The sequence below is a fragment of the Neisseria mucosa genome, assembly GCA_003028315.1.
Lineage (GTDB): Bacteria > Pseudomonadota > Gammaproteobacteria > Burkholderiales > Neisseriaceae > Neisseria > Neisseria mucosa.
Genome location: CP028150.1, coordinates 2,574,022 through 2,590,364, shown reverse-complemented (window position 1 = coordinate 2,590,364; position 16,343 = coordinate 2,574,022). Strand labels below are relative to the sequence as shown.

At 45.4% G+C, this 16,343-nt stretch carries 12 protein-coding genes, 4 pseudogenes and 1 riboswitch; of the genes and pseudogenes, 8 read left to right on the top strand and 8 right to left on the bottom strand.

Features of this window, described 5'->3' with window-relative positions:
- Positions 1-14: 14 nt before the first annotated feature.
- From NM96_13100 to NM96_13090, 3 genes are read right to left on the bottom strand one after another with little or no spacing between them, the layout of a single operon-like run.
- Complete coding sequence (locus NM96_13100) at positions 15-701, bottom strand: pilus assembly protein PilO (protein AVR80120.1); 687 nt, start codon at positions 699-701, stop codon at positions 15-17.
- Positions 702-1,316, bottom strand: a complete 615-nt coding sequence (locus NM96_13095) for a pilus assembly protein PilP (GenBank protein ID AVR80119.1) — start codon at positions 1,314-1,316, stop codon at positions 702-704.
- Position 1,317: 1 nt separating this feature from the next.
- Positions 1,318-2,427, bottom strand: a complete 1,110-nt coding sequence (locus tag NM96_13090) for a pilus assembly protein PilM (GenBank protein ID AVR80118.1) — start codon at positions 2,425-2,427, stop codon at positions 1,318-1,320.
- A 146-nt stretch (positions 2,428-2,573) separates the two neighbouring features.
- Here NM96_13090 and NM96_13085 point away from each other — a divergent pair, with 146 nt between their 5' ends.
- Both NM96_13085 and NM96_13080 read left to right on the top strand, forming a co-directional pair.
- Positions 2,574-4,973 (top strand): penicillin-binding protein 1A, encoded by a 2,400-nt coding sequence (locus NM96_13085; GenBank protein AVR80117.1) that lies wholly within the window; start codon positions 2,574-2,576, stop codon positions 4,971-4,973.
- Positions 4,974-5,230: 257 nt separating this feature from the next.
- Positions 5,231-6,238, top strand: coding sequence for an IS5/IS1182 family transposase (locus tag NM96_13080; protein AVR80116.1), 1,008 nt, complete (start codon positions 5,231-5,233; stop codon positions 6,236-6,238).
- Here NM96_13080 and NM96_13075 read toward each other — a convergent pair.
- The 3 genes and pseudogenes from NM96_13075 to NM96_13065 all read right to left on the bottom strand — a co-directional run bounded on the left by NM96_13075 (position 6,207) and on the right by NM96_13065 (position 8,971).
- Positions 6,207-6,356 (bottom strand): annotated as a pseudogene (locus tag NM96_13075) (IS110 family transposase). The gene NM96_13080 and the pseudogene NM96_13075 sit on opposite strands and share 32 nt — an antisense overlap.
- A 621-nt stretch (positions 6,357-6,977) precedes the next feature.
- On the bottom strand, positions 6,978-8,426 hold the full coding sequence (locus NM96_13070) for a hypothetical protein (protein ID AVR80115.1): 1,449 nt from the start codon (positions 8,424-8,426) through the stop codon (positions 6,978-6,980).
- Between the two features lie 50 nt (positions 8,427-8,476).
- The gene (locus NM96_13065) at positions 8,477-8,971 is read right to left on the bottom strand and encodes a MarR family transcriptional regulator (protein ID AVR80114.1); all 495 of its coding nucleotides are present in this window, start codon (positions 8,969-8,971) and stop codon (positions 8,477-8,479) included.
- A gap of 463 nt (positions 8,972-9,434) precedes the next feature.
- Positions 9,435-9,479, top strand: a riboswitch (PreQ1 riboswitch).
- 4 nt (positions 9,480-9,483) lie between these two features.
- On the opposite strand from NM96_13065, the gene NM96_13060 reads away from it, so the two are divergent.
- The 4 genes and pseudogenes from NM96_13060 (at position 9,484) to NM96_13045 (ending at position 12,029) form a co-directional block, all read left to right on the top strand.
- A complete protein-coding gene (locus NM96_13060; protein ID AVR80113.1) occupies positions 9,484-9,957 on the top strand; it encodes an NADPH-dependent 7-cyano-7-deazaguanine reductase QueF in 474 nt (157 codons plus the stop codon).
- 75 nt (positions 9,958-10,032) lie between these two features.
- On the top strand, positions 10,033-10,716 hold the full coding sequence (locus tag NM96_13055; GenBank protein AVR80112.1) for a 7-cyano-7-deazaguanine/7-aminomethyl-7-deazaguanine transporter: 684 nt from the start codon (positions 10,033-10,035) through the stop codon (positions 10,714-10,716).
- A gap of 268 nt (positions 10,717-10,984) precedes the next feature.
- Positions 10,985-11,777 (top strand): IS5/IS1182 family transposase gene (locus NM96_13050; GenBank protein AVR80111.1). Its coding sequence is split into 2 segments (ribosomal slippage): positions 10,985-11,250 and positions 11,249-11,777, totalling 795 coding nucleotides; the frame shifts between segments, so codons are not numbered across the junction.
- Between the two features lie 7 nt (positions 11,778-11,784).
- Positions 11,785-12,029, top strand: a pseudogene (locus NM96_13045) (transposase).
- Positions 12,030-12,219: 190 nt separating this feature from the next.
- Here the strand turns inward: NM96_13045 and NM96_13040 are convergent.
- Positions 12,220-13,027, bottom strand: a pseudogene (locus NM96_13040) (IS481 family transposase).
- Positions 13,028-13,346: 319 nt separating this feature from the next.
- Between NM96_13040 and NM96_13035 the strand changes: the two are divergent.
- A pseudogene (locus NM96_13035) lies at positions 13,347-13,472 on the top strand (transposase).
- A 169-nt stretch (positions 13,473-13,641) separates the two neighbouring features.
- Here NM96_13035 and NM96_13030 read toward each other — a convergent pair.
- Complete coding sequence (locus tag NM96_13030) at positions 13,642-14,964, bottom strand: peptidase M23 (GenBank protein ID AVR80110.1); 1,323 nt, start codon at positions 14,962-14,964, stop codon at positions 13,642-13,644.
- A 286-nt stretch (positions 14,965-15,250) separates the two neighbouring features.
- Between NM96_13030 and NM96_13025 the strand changes: the two genes are divergently transcribed.
- The gene (locus NM96_13025; protein ID AVR80109.1) at positions 15,251-16,252 is read left to right on the top strand and encodes a hypothetical protein; all 1,002 of its coding nucleotides are present in this window, start codon (positions 15,251-15,253) and stop codon (positions 16,250-16,252) included.
- The last annotated feature ends 91 nt before the right edge of the window (positions 16,253-16,343 follow it).

Genomic DNA, 16,343 nt, shown 5'->3' with positions numbered 1-16,343 from the left:
TTTCCTATCATTTATTATTTTTGTTCAGAATTGGCTTGGCCATTTTCTGAATTCCCCTGTGCCTGACTCTGCTGAGTGGCAAGTTCTGCTGCTACTTCATCTGCTGGGCGGGCTTTATACGTCGTCGCAATTGCTCTGAGTATCAAAGTATCGTTTTTAATATCTTTGCTATTTTTACCATCTGAGACATGCGATATTTTTAACGACTCTAATGTAATAATCCGCGACAACCCACCAACATCTCTAGCAAATTGATTAATCTGATTATATTTGCCCGTAATCGATATTTCATACGGCAACTTCTGTATCGGCCCATCATTGACTGGAACCTGTGGAATTACACTATCTAAACGAAGGCCGTTTGCTGAACCTGCCTGGTGCAATTCTTGAATCAAAGTAGGAATTTCAGCATCAGTCGGCAGCTGTTTTAACAAGATGTCAAATGAAGAACGAATAGAGGCTAATTCGGCTTTCAAGTTATCTAAACTTGCAGCCTCAATGCTCTTTTTCGTATATGTTTCCTTTAACTCGACTTCCCTTTCCTCTTGGGTTGAGAGTGTTTCCAGCTGTTCACGAAATACTGCTGCATAACCAACAGCCAATACTCCTGCAATCGCTAACGCAGCTAATACAAACTTTGCAGCAGGATTCAACAAATATAAATTCTGAATATCCAAATTTTTTACTTTAGCTGAGGCCATTTACTTTTCCTCCCCGTTCTGTGCTTTCGTCGAATCATCATTAATTACTTCTCTCTCCGACTTGACTGGAATACTCGAGGAACCAATCATAGATTTAATATTGAACTCTTGATAATTATCAATTTTCTTAATTTCCAAGAGTTCTGGCTGCATAAAAATACCTGTACTTGGCAAAGACCGCATAAACATGGCAATTTTATTATCGCTAATCGCTCGGCCTGTAATCTTATAAGAGGTCGGATTTTCTGCATCAAGAGATGTGATATAAGTATTATCTGGAATAACCACATTCAAACTGTCGATGATATATGCAGCTTGGGAGCGTTTTTCTTGCAACTCCTCGACTTTTTGCTTTTTAGCCAAGAAGTTTTCTTTTTCCTGCTGTAATTTTTTTATTTCTCCTAAATCATTATCTAACTTGGTAATTTCTGCTTCCAAAAATGCATTCCTACTTTCTTGATCACTAATAGCATTATTGATCGCTAAATAAGCTATTGCAGATAAACCAACTCCTATTAATAACGAAGAAAGCATCAAAATTTTAAATTGCTGTCTTTTACGTTGCTTAATTTCTTCTCTATATGGAAGAAGGTTAATTTTAATTAATTCAGTCATATTACAATCCCCTTAATGCTAATCCAAATGCAAGTGTCAAAGCAGAAGCATCAACTTGTAACTGTGACAAATCGACCTTACCACCTCGCTCCACATATGTAACTGGTTGAATACATTGTGTCGCTGTATTTGTCTGCGAAAAAATGCTTTCAGCCAAACCAGTCTGTTGTGATGCAGAACCAGTTAATAAAATATGCTTCACATTCGAAAAAGCATCTGTCGGCTGTGTGGTGTAATAAAACTGTAGTACTCTTTGCACTTCCTGAGCCACTTGAACATTGAAGCGGTCTGCGATTTGTGTTTGATAATCAGTTGGCTTGCTCGTAGATACCATCATTTGAGCAGCTTTTTCTTCTGTAACCTGATATGTACGTTGAATCAACTGGTTCAATTGCTCAGTACTTACAGGCATTTCCTGCTTGTATAGAATTTGCCCATTCTGAATAATCAGCGCATACATCTGTGTTGCATAAATCCCAAATATAGCAACTTTTTCATTTGTTAATTCAGGAGCGTACTGGTTAATCCAAAATACGAAGGCATTATGCTGCGCCAATAAATCTAAATCTAACGCCGATAAGGACAATCCCGCCCCCTCAAACATTTCGATCATAGGCTCAACATCATCCTTACGCGCTGCAACCGTCAAAATCTGCTGCCCTGCTGGAATAACAGACGCACCTACGACCTGATAATCATAGTTTATTTCATCGATAGGCCCGATCGAGGAGATTTCAGATTCTGCAAATTCATCCAAATCCAACTCAGTATCTTTTTGTGAATAAACCACTTGCTCGATCGTCGCCAATCCTTGAGGGATAGCTGCAATAATATTCTTGCAAGAACTGCGTAATTGCGAATATGCATGTTGCAAATAAGTAACAAGCTGGTCGTAATCTTGAATTTTGTTACCTTTTACAATATTTTTAGGTAATTTAGTAATAACGTATTTTTCCAACTGAATTTGGTTTAAACTACGCCCTGACAGCTGAACCATCTTGATGGCATGCTGACTAATATCGATGCCGATGGAAGAACGGTTGCTTAACCCTGAAGAGGACTTTCCAGCCTTACCAGTTGTATTTTTAGGGTTTTTTGACAAGCCAATCATAAGATTTCCCTGTATTATTAGGAGTGAGTAACTGTTTCGATATCCGTAAAGGACTTCCTCTTTACACGAGAAATGCCGTGTTTTATAGAAATCGATATCTATTTTACTTTATTTAATACCAATAATGGCAAAATTATTACCTAGTCATGATTAAAAAGATTATAACAACCTGTATCGGTTTGATGTTAGGCCTAGCAATTTTTACTACTGGATTGATTGCTATAGCAATTTTAGTAACCTACCCCAAACTCCCCCCCTTAGACTCCTTACAACACTACCAACCCAAAATGCCATTGACCATTTACTCGGCAGACGGGCAAATTATTGGCGTCTATGGTGAGCAACGGCGTGAATTTACCAAAATCAACGACTTCCCCGATATTCTCAAGAACGCGGTTATTGCCGCAGAAGACAAACGCTTTTACGAACATTGGGGCGTAGATGTTTGGGGCATTGCCCGAGCAGCGATTAGTAATATCGTTGCGGGAGGCGTTCAATCTGGTGCAAGCACTATTACGCAACAGGTTGCCAAAAACTTCTATTTAAGCAGTGAACGTACATTTACCCGAAAATTTAATGAAGCACTTTTAGCCTATAAAATTGAACAATCCTTGAGCAAGGATAAGATTTTAGAGCTTTACTTCAACCAAATTTACTTGGGGCAGCGTGCTTACGGGTTTGCTTCGGCAGCGCAGATTTATTTCAACAAAAATGTTAAGGATTTGACTTTGGCCGAGGCTGCCATGCTGGCCGGCCTACCTAAGGCTCCTTCTGCATATAATCCCATTGTGAATCCTGAACGCGCCAAACTGCGGCAAACTTATATCCTGAATAATATGCTGGAAGAAGGGATGATTACGTCTCAGCAACGTGACGACGCATTAAAAGAAGAATTACATTATGAGCGATTTGTACAAAAAATTGATCAAAACGCGTTGTATGTAGCAGAAATGGTTCGTCAAGAACTATATGAAAAATATGGCGAAGAAGCCTACACTCAAGGTTTTCACGTTTATACAACCGTAAATACCGCAAATCAGCGTGTTGCTACCGAAGCATTGCGCAAAGTCTTAAGAAACTTTGACCGAGGCAGCAGTTACAGAGGAGCGGAAAATTATATTGACCTCAGCAAAACAGATGATGTTGAAGAAACAGTCAGCCAATATTTATCTACTTTATATACTGTGGATAAAATGGTTCCTGCGGTTGTATTGGAAGCTTCCCGGAAAGCAGTACAAATCCAACTACCCAATGGCCGTAAAATGACTCTTGACGCTAAATCGTTAGGTTTTGCAGCCAAAGCGGTTAATAATGAAAAAATGGGAGAAGACCGTATTCGACGCGGCTCTGTCATCAGAGTGAAAAATATTGGTAATGGCTGGACTGTTGTACAAGAACCTTTATTGCAAGGTGCATTAGTATCTTTAGATGCCAAAACCGGGGCTGTTCAAGCATTAGTTGGTGGCTATGACTATCATAGCAAAACTTTTAACCGAGCAACTCAGGCCATGCGCCAACCTGGTTCAACATTCAAGCCTTTTGTATATTCCGCTGCATTAGCTAAAGGCATGACAGCCTCAACCATGATCAATGATGCCCCAATATCCCTACCAGGAAAAGGAGCAAATGGTAGCGTGTGGTCACCCAAAAATTCAGATGGGCGTTATTCTGGTTATATTACATTGCGCCAAGCATTAACCGCATCGAAAAATATGGTTTCTATCCGCATCCTGATGTCTATCGGAATTGGATATACCCAGCAATATGCCCAACGTTTTGGTTTCAAACCGTCTGAACTTCCCGCAAGTTTATCAATGGCTTTAGGTACTGGAGAAACCACTCCACTCCGTATTGCAGAAGCATATAGTGTTTTTGCTAATGGCGGATATAAAATCTCAGCTTATGTGATTGACAAAATCTACGATAGCCAAGGTCGTCTGAAAGCACAGATGCAACCCTTAATTGCCGGAGAAAATGCTCCTCAGGCGATTGACCCTCGAAACGCATATATCATGTATAAAATTATGCAAGATGTAGTTCGTGCAGGTACTGCTCGAGGTGCATCAGCATTAGGTCGAAGCGATATTGCCGGAAAAACCGGAACAACCAATGACAACAAAGATGCATGGTTTGTCGGTTTCAATCCTAAAGTGGTAACTGCTGTTTATGTTGGTTTTGACAAGCCCCGCAGCATGGGGCGTGCCGGCTACGGTGGTACGATTGCAGTTCCAGTCTGGGTAGATTATATGCGTTACGCCCTCAAAGGCACTGAAAACAAAGGCATGAAGGCACCTGAAGGCATAGTTTCTAATGGTGGTGAGTATTATATGAAGGAACGACTGACTACCAGCTCCGATTTAGCCTTAGAAAACGGTGGAGTAGCACCACACCCGACCACTCAACCATCTAGACGTACTCGTCAACCTTCTGACAATAATATGTCTGATACCCAAAACTCTAGCCGCCCTGGGCGCCAAGAGTTACAAGAAGAACCGGTTTTGCCAAGCAATACCGGCAATAATAAACAGTTAGACTCCTTATTCTAAAATCAAAATTTTAAATTACTGAAAATAAAGCGGTCTTGTCATTAAAGTAGCAAGGCCGCTTTATTTTAAGGATAATATTTAGATAGATTAAAGAGCCCTACTTGATACAATCAAGCCCCATCAGACTCATAAGAATCTGCTATTTAAAAAATGATATTTGCTTTCTAAACCCCACCTTCTAATTAATACATACCGAGACCTTTGCAAAATTCCCCAAAATCCCCTAAATTCCCACCAAGACATTTAGGGGATTTCCCATGAGCACCTTCTTCCGGCAAACCGCACAAGCCATGATTGCCAAACACATCGACCGCTTCCCACTATTGAAGTTGGATCAGGTGATTGATTGGCAGCCTATCGAACAGTACCTGAATCGTCAAAGAACCCGTTACCTTAGAGACCACCGCGGCCGTCCCGCCTATCCCCTGTTGTCCATGTTCAAAGCCGTCCTGCTCGGACAATGGCACAGCCTCTCCGATCCCGAACTCGAACACAGCCTCATCACCCGCATCGATTTCAACCTGTTTTGCCGTTTTGACGAACTGAGCATCCCCGATTACAGCACCTTATGCCGCTACCGCAACTGGCTGGCGCAAGACGACACCCTGTCCGAATTGCTGGAACTGATTAACCGACAACTGGCCGAAAAAAACCTAAAAGTAGAGAAAGCATCCGCCGCCGTCATTGACGCCACCATTATTCAGACCGCCGGCAGCAAACAGCGTCAGGCCATAGAAGTCGACGAGGAAGGACAAGTCAGCGGCCAAACCACACCGAGTAAGGATAAAGATGCCCGCTGGACAAAGAAAAACGGCCTCTACAAACTCGGTTACAAACAACATACCCGTACCGATGAGGAAGGCTATATCGAGAAACTGCACATCACCCCCGCCAATACCCATGAGTGCAACCATCTGTCCCCTTTGTTGGAAGGCATTGCCGAAGGTACGACCGTCTATGCCGACAAAGGCTATGACAGTAAGGAAAACCGGCAACATCTGAAAGAGCATCAGTTGTTAGACGGCATTATGCGCAAAGCCTGCCGCAACCGTCCACTGACGGAAGCGCAAACCAAACGTAACCGATATTTGTCGAAGACCCGTTATGTGGTCGAACAAAGCTTTGGGACGCTGCACCGTAAATTCCGCTACGCCCGGGCAGCCTATTTCGGACTGATTAAAGTGAGTGCACAAAGCCATCTGAAGGCGATGTGTTTAAACCTGTTGAAAGCGGCTAACAGGCTAAGTTTGCCTGTTGCCGCCTAAAAGGCGGCCCGGATGCCTGATTATGGGGTATCCGGGGAGGATTAAGGGGGTATTTGGGTAAAATCGGTGAATATTTGAAACGAAAACAGCCGAAAATCTGTGTTGGGGTTTCGGTTGTTTGGGGAAAGGCTTTTTTGCAAAGGTCTCATACCGTACGCCAACAAACCAATGGCTGCTCAGAATATCTTATTCGACACCAATAAAATCAACCAGATACCTAATATTTTTATCTTTTACTTTGACCTTCACTCAACCCCAAAAAATAATTTTCATATCTTTCAAAAAGTTATCTTAATTTTAAAAATTTGTTATTGATAATAATTACTATTATTATATAATACCAATTACTCGGATGCCGTCCTGCTTCGAGTCATTAAACAACGATCCCCCTCTTCATTTTCCTATCTTATCGGAGTGCGCATATACGAGACATACTGTTCCCCTTATATCAGATACTCAAAACCGAAAAACACAAAACCCGCTGCTTTTAAGTAACGGGTTTTGTGTTTTTCTCAAGCAAAACATGATTTGAAACCTAGTCATCGCTCCTAAACAATCTATCCCTATGGTTCAAATACACCAAAGGGAAAACTAATATAGTACGTTGGTTGAGGATCATATTGGCATTTCTATAAAACTGTCTTTACATTCCCTAGTTTTTACCAATCCACTTATACTCTATTAGCAATCAAGAGAAAACAAAAATGGCAGCTTGATTAACAAGCTGCCATTAATTTCCTCAGCGTATCTTTTTACCTGTACTTTTTTTTGAGACATTCCGTCCCAAAGGTTCAAGCTTAAACCCTCCGCCCAATTGGGTATTTAAATTGCTCCATGCAATCAATGACTCAGCTTGATATTGTGCTTTCTGCATTTTTAATTGGAGAAGTTCGTTCTGTTTTTGCAGAGCAGATAGACCATTATCTAATCCCGCATTGACACGACTATTCGCATTACGGACTGTTCTTTCTGCAGTTTCCTGCATTTTTTCCCAAATGCTTTGTCGTTTCTGCATATTTTGATAATCAACAACCGCATCGGCAGCAGCACGCATGGCATTTAAAACAGTACGGTCATAAAGGGCTACCTGTTCATTATATTCGGCACGCCGCCCTGCCAACTTAGATTGTAATGCTCCTGAAGTAAAAATTGGCAGATTTAAGGCAGGAAGTACGCCGATCATACCCGATGTACGCCCTCGTACAACATTAAAAGCATCAATATGTGCCAGACCTGCCAAAACTTTGAGTTCTATATTGGGATAGAACTCAGCTTCTGTCGCTTTAACCGTATTGAACCGAGATTCCAACATAGCTTTTTGTGACGCAATATCCGGGCGGGAGCCCAATAAATCTGCATGGATTTTATTGATTGGAACAACAGGAACTGCTGCCATTTTTTCAGGCATATACAAAGATAAACCGTCAGGGGTTGTCCCGCTTAATATTGCTAAAGCATGACGCACTTTAGCAATTCGGCGCTCCAACTCCAGTTTTTCCAACTGCATACTTTGCTGTTGCATTTCAACCGGATAAAGCGATTCTGCAGAAGCCAGGCGGGCATTAATCCTTCTGCGTATCAGTTGCTGCATCTTGTCTGCAGTTTCCATACGCTCGGATAATAGATTTTGTTGTATTAACAACATCTGCCATGTGAAATATTGTGATGCAACCGCATTGGCGATATCAATACGCGTTTGATGAGCCTCGTATAGAATGGCCTTTCGCTTTCCTAATATTGATGCGGCCTGTTTCCGGTTTTTACCCCAGAAGTCAAACGACCAAGTACCCTGTAAAGCAGTATTTGCCAATAATAAGGTATGATCAGTATCAATATGACCAGATGAAGGCTTAGGGGCAACATATGCTCCCACCCCTCGCACGGACAACCCGATTTGCATTTTGCTTGCGGCTTCAGTGATTCCCAGCTGCGCTTGTGCTTGTTCGAAGCGCGCCTTAGCAATACGCAAATCGGGAGCATTACGGATAGAGAGTGCAACTAATTGGTTAAGTTTTGGGTCGTTCAGTTGCATCCACCACGCATCTTGAACCATGGCTGCAGACTTACCTTCAGATAGCCCGTAATTGGTAGGTTCTTCCAAAGGAGCCTGTTTACCGAATTGAGCGCAGGCAGAAAGTAGAATGGCGGTAGCGATACAGATTCCCTGTTTGTAGGGATTGGCTTTCATGGAATACTCCGTTTTATTATCGGTATCCGCCACATCCTGCATCCGCTTTATCAGCCCTCCAGCCGGCGCAGCAGCTTACCCAACAAATATTGCAACTGGTTGTAATCTTCATCGGTGAAATCTTTCCAAGCCTCTTGGCTCGTACTGGAAACCTGCGGCCATACTTTTTGGATAAAAACCTCACCTTCGGGGGTCAATTTTAGCACAATCTGACGGCGGTCCTGCTGGTTGATATAGCGTGCAACCCAGCCCCGGCTGACCATTTCGTCCGACAATCTGGTCGCGCTGGTACGGGTCAGATCCATCAAATCACTCAAGCGTGATGGTAAAATTTCACTGTTCGGGCTGACGTAAACCGCCATCAAGGCAAACCAGAGGTTTTCATTAATGCCATATACTTTCAGATTATCATTCAAATGCGAACTGAGGCGTTCGGTTACAACCCGCAACATCCGCCCTGCCCTAGTCTGCTGCTCGGAAAAATGAGGCAGGCGGTCAGATAGGGTTTTTAATGCCGTGGTCAAATCGGTTTGTGAAAAACTCATGGTTTATTCCTCTTAATTACCAACTTCAATCGCTGCGCCCTTCCGACGGAAGCAACGATGAAAAAATCATTGAATAAAAATACCAAATATTTATTTTATGTGAACATACTAATCTAATTGACTATTCTTCTGATGAAAATCTGACAATCGGTTAAAGTTAATAACGAGTGGTACTTTTTATGCATAAAACATTATTTTGCATTCGGGCGAACTACCAACTTTTGTCTTCCATCAAACCGACTCTTAGAACTTTCATATACCTGCTTAGTTCTTACCACATAGCCTCATTTACCCGCAGTTGACAGAAATAAGCTGAAAATAAAGCAATCATTTGAAAAATTACATTTTTAATCATTTTTTAAAATTGCGGTTACAATTCAAATCGTTTAATTGCAAATAGCTTCAGACGATCCCCGATGCTGCATAAAGGTTACACATCACCCCTGCCTTATATTACAATCCGCCTTTCGTGGTTCGAAAACCTCCCACATTAAAAAACTAAGGAAACCCTCATGTCCCGCAATACCGAAGAGCTGCAAGGCATCTCTCTTTTGGGCAATCAAAAAACCCAATATCCGACCGGCTATGCTCCCGAAATTCTTGAAGCATTCGACAACAAACATCCCGACAACGACTATTTCGTCAAGTTCGTCTGCCCCGAATTCACCAGCCTCTGCCCCATGACCGGGCAGCCCGACTTTGCCACCATCTACATCCGCTACATCCCACACATCAAAATGGTGGAAAGCAAATCCCTGAAACTCTACCTCTTCAGCTTCCGCAACCACGGCGATTTCCATGAAGACTGCGTCAACATCATCATGAAAGACCTGATTGCCCTGATGGATCCGAAATACATCGAAGTTTTCGGCGAATTCACACCGCGCGGCGGCATCGCCATTCATCCCTTTGCCAATTACGGCAAGGCAGGTACCGAGTTCGAAGCATTGGCACGCAAACGCCTGTTCGAACACGACAGCCAATAATCCATCCCCTTTTACGCATTTTCAGACGACCTTTTTCATGAGAAGGTCGTCTGAAAGCCTTTCCGAAAGATTTCCATGTACGAATTTACAACAGCGCAACAACAGAAGGCGCTCTTCTGGCTGGTGCTTTTCCATATCCTCATCATTGCCGCCAGCAACTACCTGGTGCAATTCCCCTTCCAAATTTTCGGCATCCACACCACTTGGGGCGCGTTTTCCTTCCCCTTCATCTTCCTTGCCACCGACCTGACTGTCCGCATTTTCGGTTCGCACTTGGCACGGCGGATTATCTTTTGGGTCATGTTCCCCGCCCTTTTGCTTTCCTACATCTTTTCCGTTTTGTTCCACGACGGCAGTTGGACAGGCTTAGGCGCGCTATCCGAATTCAATACCTTTGTCGGACGCATCGCCTTAGCCAGCTTTGCCGCTTACGCACTCGGACAAATCCTTGATATTTTTGTGTTCAACAAATTACGTCGTCTGAAAGCGTGGTGGATCGCCCCGACCGCATCAACCGTCATCGGCAACGCCCTGGATACATTGGTATTTTTCGCCATTGCCTTCTACGCAAGCAGCGATGAATTTATGGCGGCAAACTGGCAGGGCATCGCTTTTGTCGATTATCTGTTCAAACTCACCATCTGCACCCTCTTTTTCCTGCCGGCCTACGGTGTGATTTTGAATATCTTGACGAAGAAGCTGACGGCACTACATTCTGCTCCCCTCGCCAAACAGACGGTTTCTTTACAAGAAAACTGAAAGGAACGCTAAAAACTGCGTACCCGTATCAAAAAAAGGTCGTCTGAAACCTCAAATTCGGTTTGAAATGCATCCCAAAAGTTGGACATCCCCTCCAACTCACAAGGTGCAGTTTTTTATGAGCAAATATACATTACACTTCAAATACCAAGCCGTACTCCACTACCTGCATATACGCAGCCAACAGCGTACCGCAGACCACTACGGCATTTCCCGAACCCACCTAAGAACGTGTTCATTGTCTCAGCCTCTGCTGTAAACTATCGGCATGAACAGAAAAACCTACCCAAGCGATATCAGTCGCGAGCAATTTGCGCCTCTCCTTCCCCTGCTGGAAAGTGCCCGTAAACGCACAGCGCCACGCCAGGTGGACTTGTACGATGTCTTTTGTGCCATTCTCTACCTGCAACGCACTGGCTGCTCCTGGCGCGCTTTGCCGGGCGACTTCCCCAAATGGCGCACCGTGCATTCCTACTTCCAGAGATGGACCGAACCATGCGAGAGTGGCATCAGCATCCTTGAGGAAGCATTAAAAAAATCAGGTAGTTGCGGAGCGCCGCAAGCAGGGGCGCCATGAAGCAACTACTTTCCTGATTATTGATGCGCAGAGTGTGAAGAACACGGATACCGCCATGGAAAAAGGCTACGATGCGGGCAAGAAGGTTAGCGGTATCAAGCGACATATAGCGGTTGACACGCAAGGTTTGCCGCATGCCCTTGCGGTAACGACGGCGGATGTTACGGATAGAAAAGGCTGCCTGGTGGCATTGGAACGTGGGCGGGATAATCTTGGTGCGATACAAAAAATCCTTGCTGACGGTGGTTACACGGGTAAGGCATTTGCTTCGTCGGTACAGGAGTTGATTGGTGCGGAGGTAGAGATTGCCAAACGAAACGAATTGCACCGTTTTGCAGTATTGCCGAAGCGATGGGTAGTAGAGCGCAGCTTTTCCTGGTTGGAAAAGAACAGGCGGCTTTGGAAAAACTGCGAGCGTAAGTTGAGTACCAGTCTGCAAATGGTAGCTTTGGCTTTCTTGGGAGTCCTGCTACGAAGACTATGAACACGCTCTAAGACGATGGATACGCGCCTATCAAGAAGGCGGTATCGGCGCACTCGAACATCCCCAATCCAAAACCATGCCCCAACACCGCAAAAACCCCTTCATCACCGACAAACCCGACCACGAAAAAACACAGGCAGAACTTATCGAAGAGTTGTGCTATATGCGCGCAGAGGTCGCCTACCTAAAGGAGTTAAAAGCCCTCAGCCAAAACAGACCGCAAAGGACAAAGCCAAACCGTCCAAACACTGAGGGCGCAACACCCGCTCAAATACCTGCTGCACATCGCAAACCTGCCCAAAAGCAGCTTTTACTACCATCACCAAGACCGACCCGACCCCGACGCAGCCGACAAAGCCCTCCTTGTCGAAACCTACCGGCGGCATAAAGGACGCTACGGACAAAGGCGCATTGCCGCCGCTGTAGAAAATCGTCGCGTTGTTTACACAACAGGTTGAGAAAAATAAGCCTGTAAGACCTCAAACGGCGTATCGCCGTTCAAACTGCGGTGTGGCTTCACAGTGTTATAAAAATTAACAAAGCGGCACAACTCCTTTTGCCGATGTTCCGGACTCTCAAACGACTGTTTCTCATGCCACATCTCCATCAGGGTACGGATAACCCGCTCCGCCTTACCGTTGGTCTGCGGACGGGCAACCCGGGTAAACTTTTGACCAATCCCGTTCTCGTAACAGGCTACACCGAAAGCATGGTTGGCCGAGCCTTTGTATTCCGTACCGTTGTCGGAGTAAACGCACTCAATCAGGTATGGGCAGGGATCAATCAGGTGTTCGGTCAGAAACTTGGCGGCGCTGTCTGCGGTTTTGTCCGGCAAAATGGCGGCGTATAGCTCCCTTGAGAAATCGTCGATGGCGACAAACAGGTAATCCCGCTTATCGGTGGCTTTCTGCCCTTTGAGCAGCGGCAGCCGTTTGGTGTCGAGATGCACCAGCTCTCCGGGGTAGGATTTATTGTAGCGTTTGGCCTGCTTTTTGAGTTTTTCCTGAATGCTGCGTTCTACCTTGGCCAGGCGTTTCATTCCGTACTTTGCCTGTTTGAAACGGTTGTTGGTACTGGTTTGCGGTTTGAGCAGCTTGGCCCTTGCGGCTTTAAGGGCGCGGTAAATGGTGACGCGGCTGACTTGGTAGCGGCGTGCCAGGGAGGTGACGCTTTCCTTCCCCTGCGTGTAGGCCAGCCAAATGGCTTGTCGGTGGTGCGGGGGTGAGGCGGGTGTTTTTGTGCATGTTCATGTTTCAGTATTCTCCTGGAAATACTGTAAACAACGCTACTGGTTTCTACATTGAAAAAGCTGAGTCCTGTCGCATACAGAACTCAGCTTGCACAGAGCGCCTGAATAGGCTTTTATGAGTGTCCAAGATTTGGGGGCCAGTTCAGTTTCAGACGACCTTTTTTTTGATAACAAGTCTCTTATGGCAATCACACAACATAACACATGAAATAAAAATATTACCTGTCGCTCTTGCTCAAAAACAAATGTACTCCCTCCCCGCTATGAAGACATGTTTCAAAATGACAGCAAATACATATCTCTAAATCTCTCTCGCAGAAATACCGTCCTGATATGGTGGATTAAATTTAAATCAGGACAAGGCGACGAAGCCGCAGACAGTACAGATAGTACGGCAAGGTGAGGCAACGCCGTACTGGTTTAAAGTTAATCCACTATATCATTGAGATTCTGGCGTATTCTGTTATTTGCAATCCCTCCCAAAAAACTTTCCTCAAGCCATATGAACTGAAAAAAGTTTTCGTATTTATCCCAATGCAAAAGGTTGTCTGAAAACCTTAAACCTGGTTTTCAGACAACCTTTTAAGGCATACCCCAATACTATGGGCAGCCTGATTAATCCAACTGCGCCACAGAAACAGGCAACCCACGGATAGAGGCAAGTATGGTATTTGCCGATTTCTGCTGCTGACGGAATGCAGCCATATTGGTTGGCGTCAGCTTGGGTGTCGGCAGGGCAACCGTAGTCGGGTTGACAGGTTGACTGTTCACGCGTGCTTCATAGTGCAGGTGCGGACCGGTAGAACGTCCCGTCGTACCGACGAATCCGATCACTTCGCCTGCACGCACCACACCTTGGACAGGCGTAAACGCGCTCATATGCCCGTATAAGGTTTCAACGCCGTTAGAATGGCGGATCATAACGGTATTACCGTAGCCGCCCTTCCAGCCTTTGAAGGTAATCACGCCGTCAGCGGTCGCTTTAATCGGCGTACCGGAAGGGGCTGCGTAGTCAATACCGGTATGCATACGGACGGTATGTAAAACGGGGTGGACCCGGTAACCGAACGGGGATGAAATGCGCGTATAGACAACAGGCTCGATGTTGAAGCCCGCTTTTTGCTGGAGCGATTTGCCGCTTTGATCATAATAGCTGCCGCTCTCTTCGTCGCCTTTACCCTGGCTGTAATAATAGGCTTGATAGCTTTTACCGCCTTTGACAATTTCGGCTGCCAGGATATTGCCCGTACCCATTTGTTGTCCGCGGAAATACATGCTGTCATACAGCAATCGTATCACATCGCCTTCTTTCAAATCCTCCAAGCTCAGTACGTCGGAGAAAATTTCGCTCAGCGACTCGCGGATTTCGACAGGAATTTCCGCCTGCGCCATTGCACCGCGCGCGGAAGTGCGGACAACGACGGAACGCAGGGTCGGCATGGTCTTCATATCCACTTCCGATGTAGAAGCCTGCCATTTGCCTTTGACTTTTTCCAAAGCGACAAGATTACGCTCAAGCTCTTCATCCGTGAAAAACTGTACGTCGGTAACTTGTCCCGAAGCATCGATGCGGATATTGACAGACTGGTTGGCGCGCAAATGTTGCATATCGCGTTCCGCACTGTTTTTCGCCATGATTTGCTTGATGTCGGTTTGGGGGACCCCCATGCGGGTAAGCACATCGGCGAGTGAGTCGCCCTGCTGGACGACTTCTTGCGCCCAGTAACTGGACTGAAAATTGCCGGTTTCAATATAAACCGCCGGCAGCTCTTCAGAAACGCGCTCGACTTTAAATCCTTGATACTCGGGAACAGGTTCGGTTACTGCATAGGCAGTCATCGCGCCGGAAACGGGCAAAAGGATGCCCAACAGAGACCAGCGGATAGGTTTGTTGTGCCAAAATCGGCGCAATAAGGGAAATCGGGTTGTTTCGATCACGAATTATCCTTTTAATGCGGCGGTGCGGCTGTTTTATCAATCCGCACGGGCAATGTGATTTTTATTTAAAAGAAGACTGTCTGCTATTTATCCGTCTTTCAGACGACCTTTTTCATAGTCCGGCAAACAGCACAATGGGGAACCAAGGGCGTATTATCAAGGCTATTGTTTTGATTTACACCCGTTTTTTCTGAAATTTACGTCCGTAATTATATCACAATCGCGTATATTGCTTCAAACGTCCCATCCCATAGACATTTGGGAATGGTCGGCATTCTCCCTTAAAATGATGCTTTTTCCCAACCTGCCGCCCGCCATGAACCTGACCCTTGCCGTTCCGTCGCTGAACCGCCAAAGCGACGAATCCGTCCCATCTCTTACCCTGCCCGCCTTCAACCGTCTGCTGCGCTTCGGACATTTACACAAACAAGCAGTTGAAACATCAAAATTTTACGGGCGTTATTTATGGGACGGCAGTCTGCTCGAACACGCAAAAACTGCTGCAAACGTTCCACAGCAACAACCTGCCGCATTGGCTTCCCCGCTATGGCAGCAGATGGGTTTGCACCAAGTCAGCGTCGTTGGCGGCGAATATATCGGTATTGCTACTGACGAGGCAGATGAATTATGTCGCGAACTATCTGATTTTTATCAGGACGAGGGTTGGCGGTTCGTCCCCATTCGCCCCGATTTGTGGCTTGTCTTATTACCCAATCCGCAAGACTGGCAAATTAAGCCTGCATTGGATATTTACGGACAAATGGGGTCGTCTGAACAAGCATCAGGCAAAGATAGCGGACAATGGCTGGCCAAGCAGACAGAAATCCAAATGTGGCTGCACCAACACCCGATCAACAATATTCGCAACCAACTCGGAACACCGCCGATAAACGGTCTGTGGCTGTGGCATGATATTCAAGGGATGCAGCAATCATCCCCCCTATTCTCCGACAGCCCGTGGGCGCAATTTGCCTCCGGCCGCATAGATGCACCATACGACTTTCGCGCTTTTGCCTCTTGGATGCAAGAAACAGGAACAGACACAGCTGTCATTTTTATGGATGATTTAGCCGTTACCGGATCGACGGCGGACGTACTGGCCTATCAAGATATTTTGCAGGATTGGGAACAACGCTGGTTCGACCCGATTTGGCAGGCGCTACACACAGGTCGTCTGAAAAAACTGACCTTGACGACCGATGGGGAAAACGGCGGCGTATTAACACTCACACCCAAATCGCGTTGGAAATTTTGGCGGGCTGAAAAAACGTTTACAGGGATTTGGTAAATTGAATCGCAAAAGGTCGTCTGAAAAGTCGTGATGTCGCTCTAGATTTCAGAAGAAATCCAACTTCCATCATCCTTCCAGCCATGAATTT

Excerpts from the sequence above, each read along its gene's own strand:
- NM96_13100 (AVR80120.1), bottom strand. The coding sequence starts at position 701 with ATGGCCTCAGCTAAAGTAAAAAATTTGGATATTCAGAATTTATATTTG.
- NM96_13080 (AVR80116.1), top strand. The coding sequence starts at position 5,231 with ATGAGCACCTTCTTCCGGCAAACCGCACAAGCCATGATTGCCAAACAC.
- NM96_13095 (AVR80119.1), bottom strand. The coding sequence starts at position 1,316 with ATGACTGAATTAATTAAAATTAACCTTCTTCCATATAGAGAAGAAATT.
- NM96_13090 (AVR80118.1), bottom strand. The coding sequence starts at position 2,427 with ATGATTGGCTTGTCAAAAAACCCTAAAAATACAACTGGTAAGGCTGGA.
- NM96_13085 (AVR80117.1), top strand. The coding sequence starts at position 2,574 with ATGATTAAAAAGATTATAACAACCTGTATCGGTTTGATGTTAGGCCTA.
- NM96_13055 (AVR80112.1), top strand. The coding sequence starts at position 10,033 with ATGTACGAATTTACAACAGCGCAACAACAGAAGGCGCTCTTCTGGCTG.
- NM96_13070 (AVR80115.1), bottom strand. The coding sequence starts at position 8,426 with ATGAAAGCCAATCCCTACAAACAGGGAATCTGTATCGCTACCGCCATT.
- NM96_13065 (AVR80114.1), bottom strand. The coding sequence starts at position 8,971 with ATGAGTTTTTCACAAACCGATTTGACCACGGCATTAAAAACCCTATCT.
- NM96_13060 (AVR80113.1), top strand. The coding sequence starts at position 9,484 with ATGTCCCGCAATACCGAAGAGCTGCAAGGCATCTCTCTTTTGGGCAAT.
- NM96_13025 (AVR80109.1), top strand. The coding sequence starts at position 15,251 with ATGATGCTTTTTCCCAACCTGCCGCCCGCCATGAACCTGACCCTTGCC.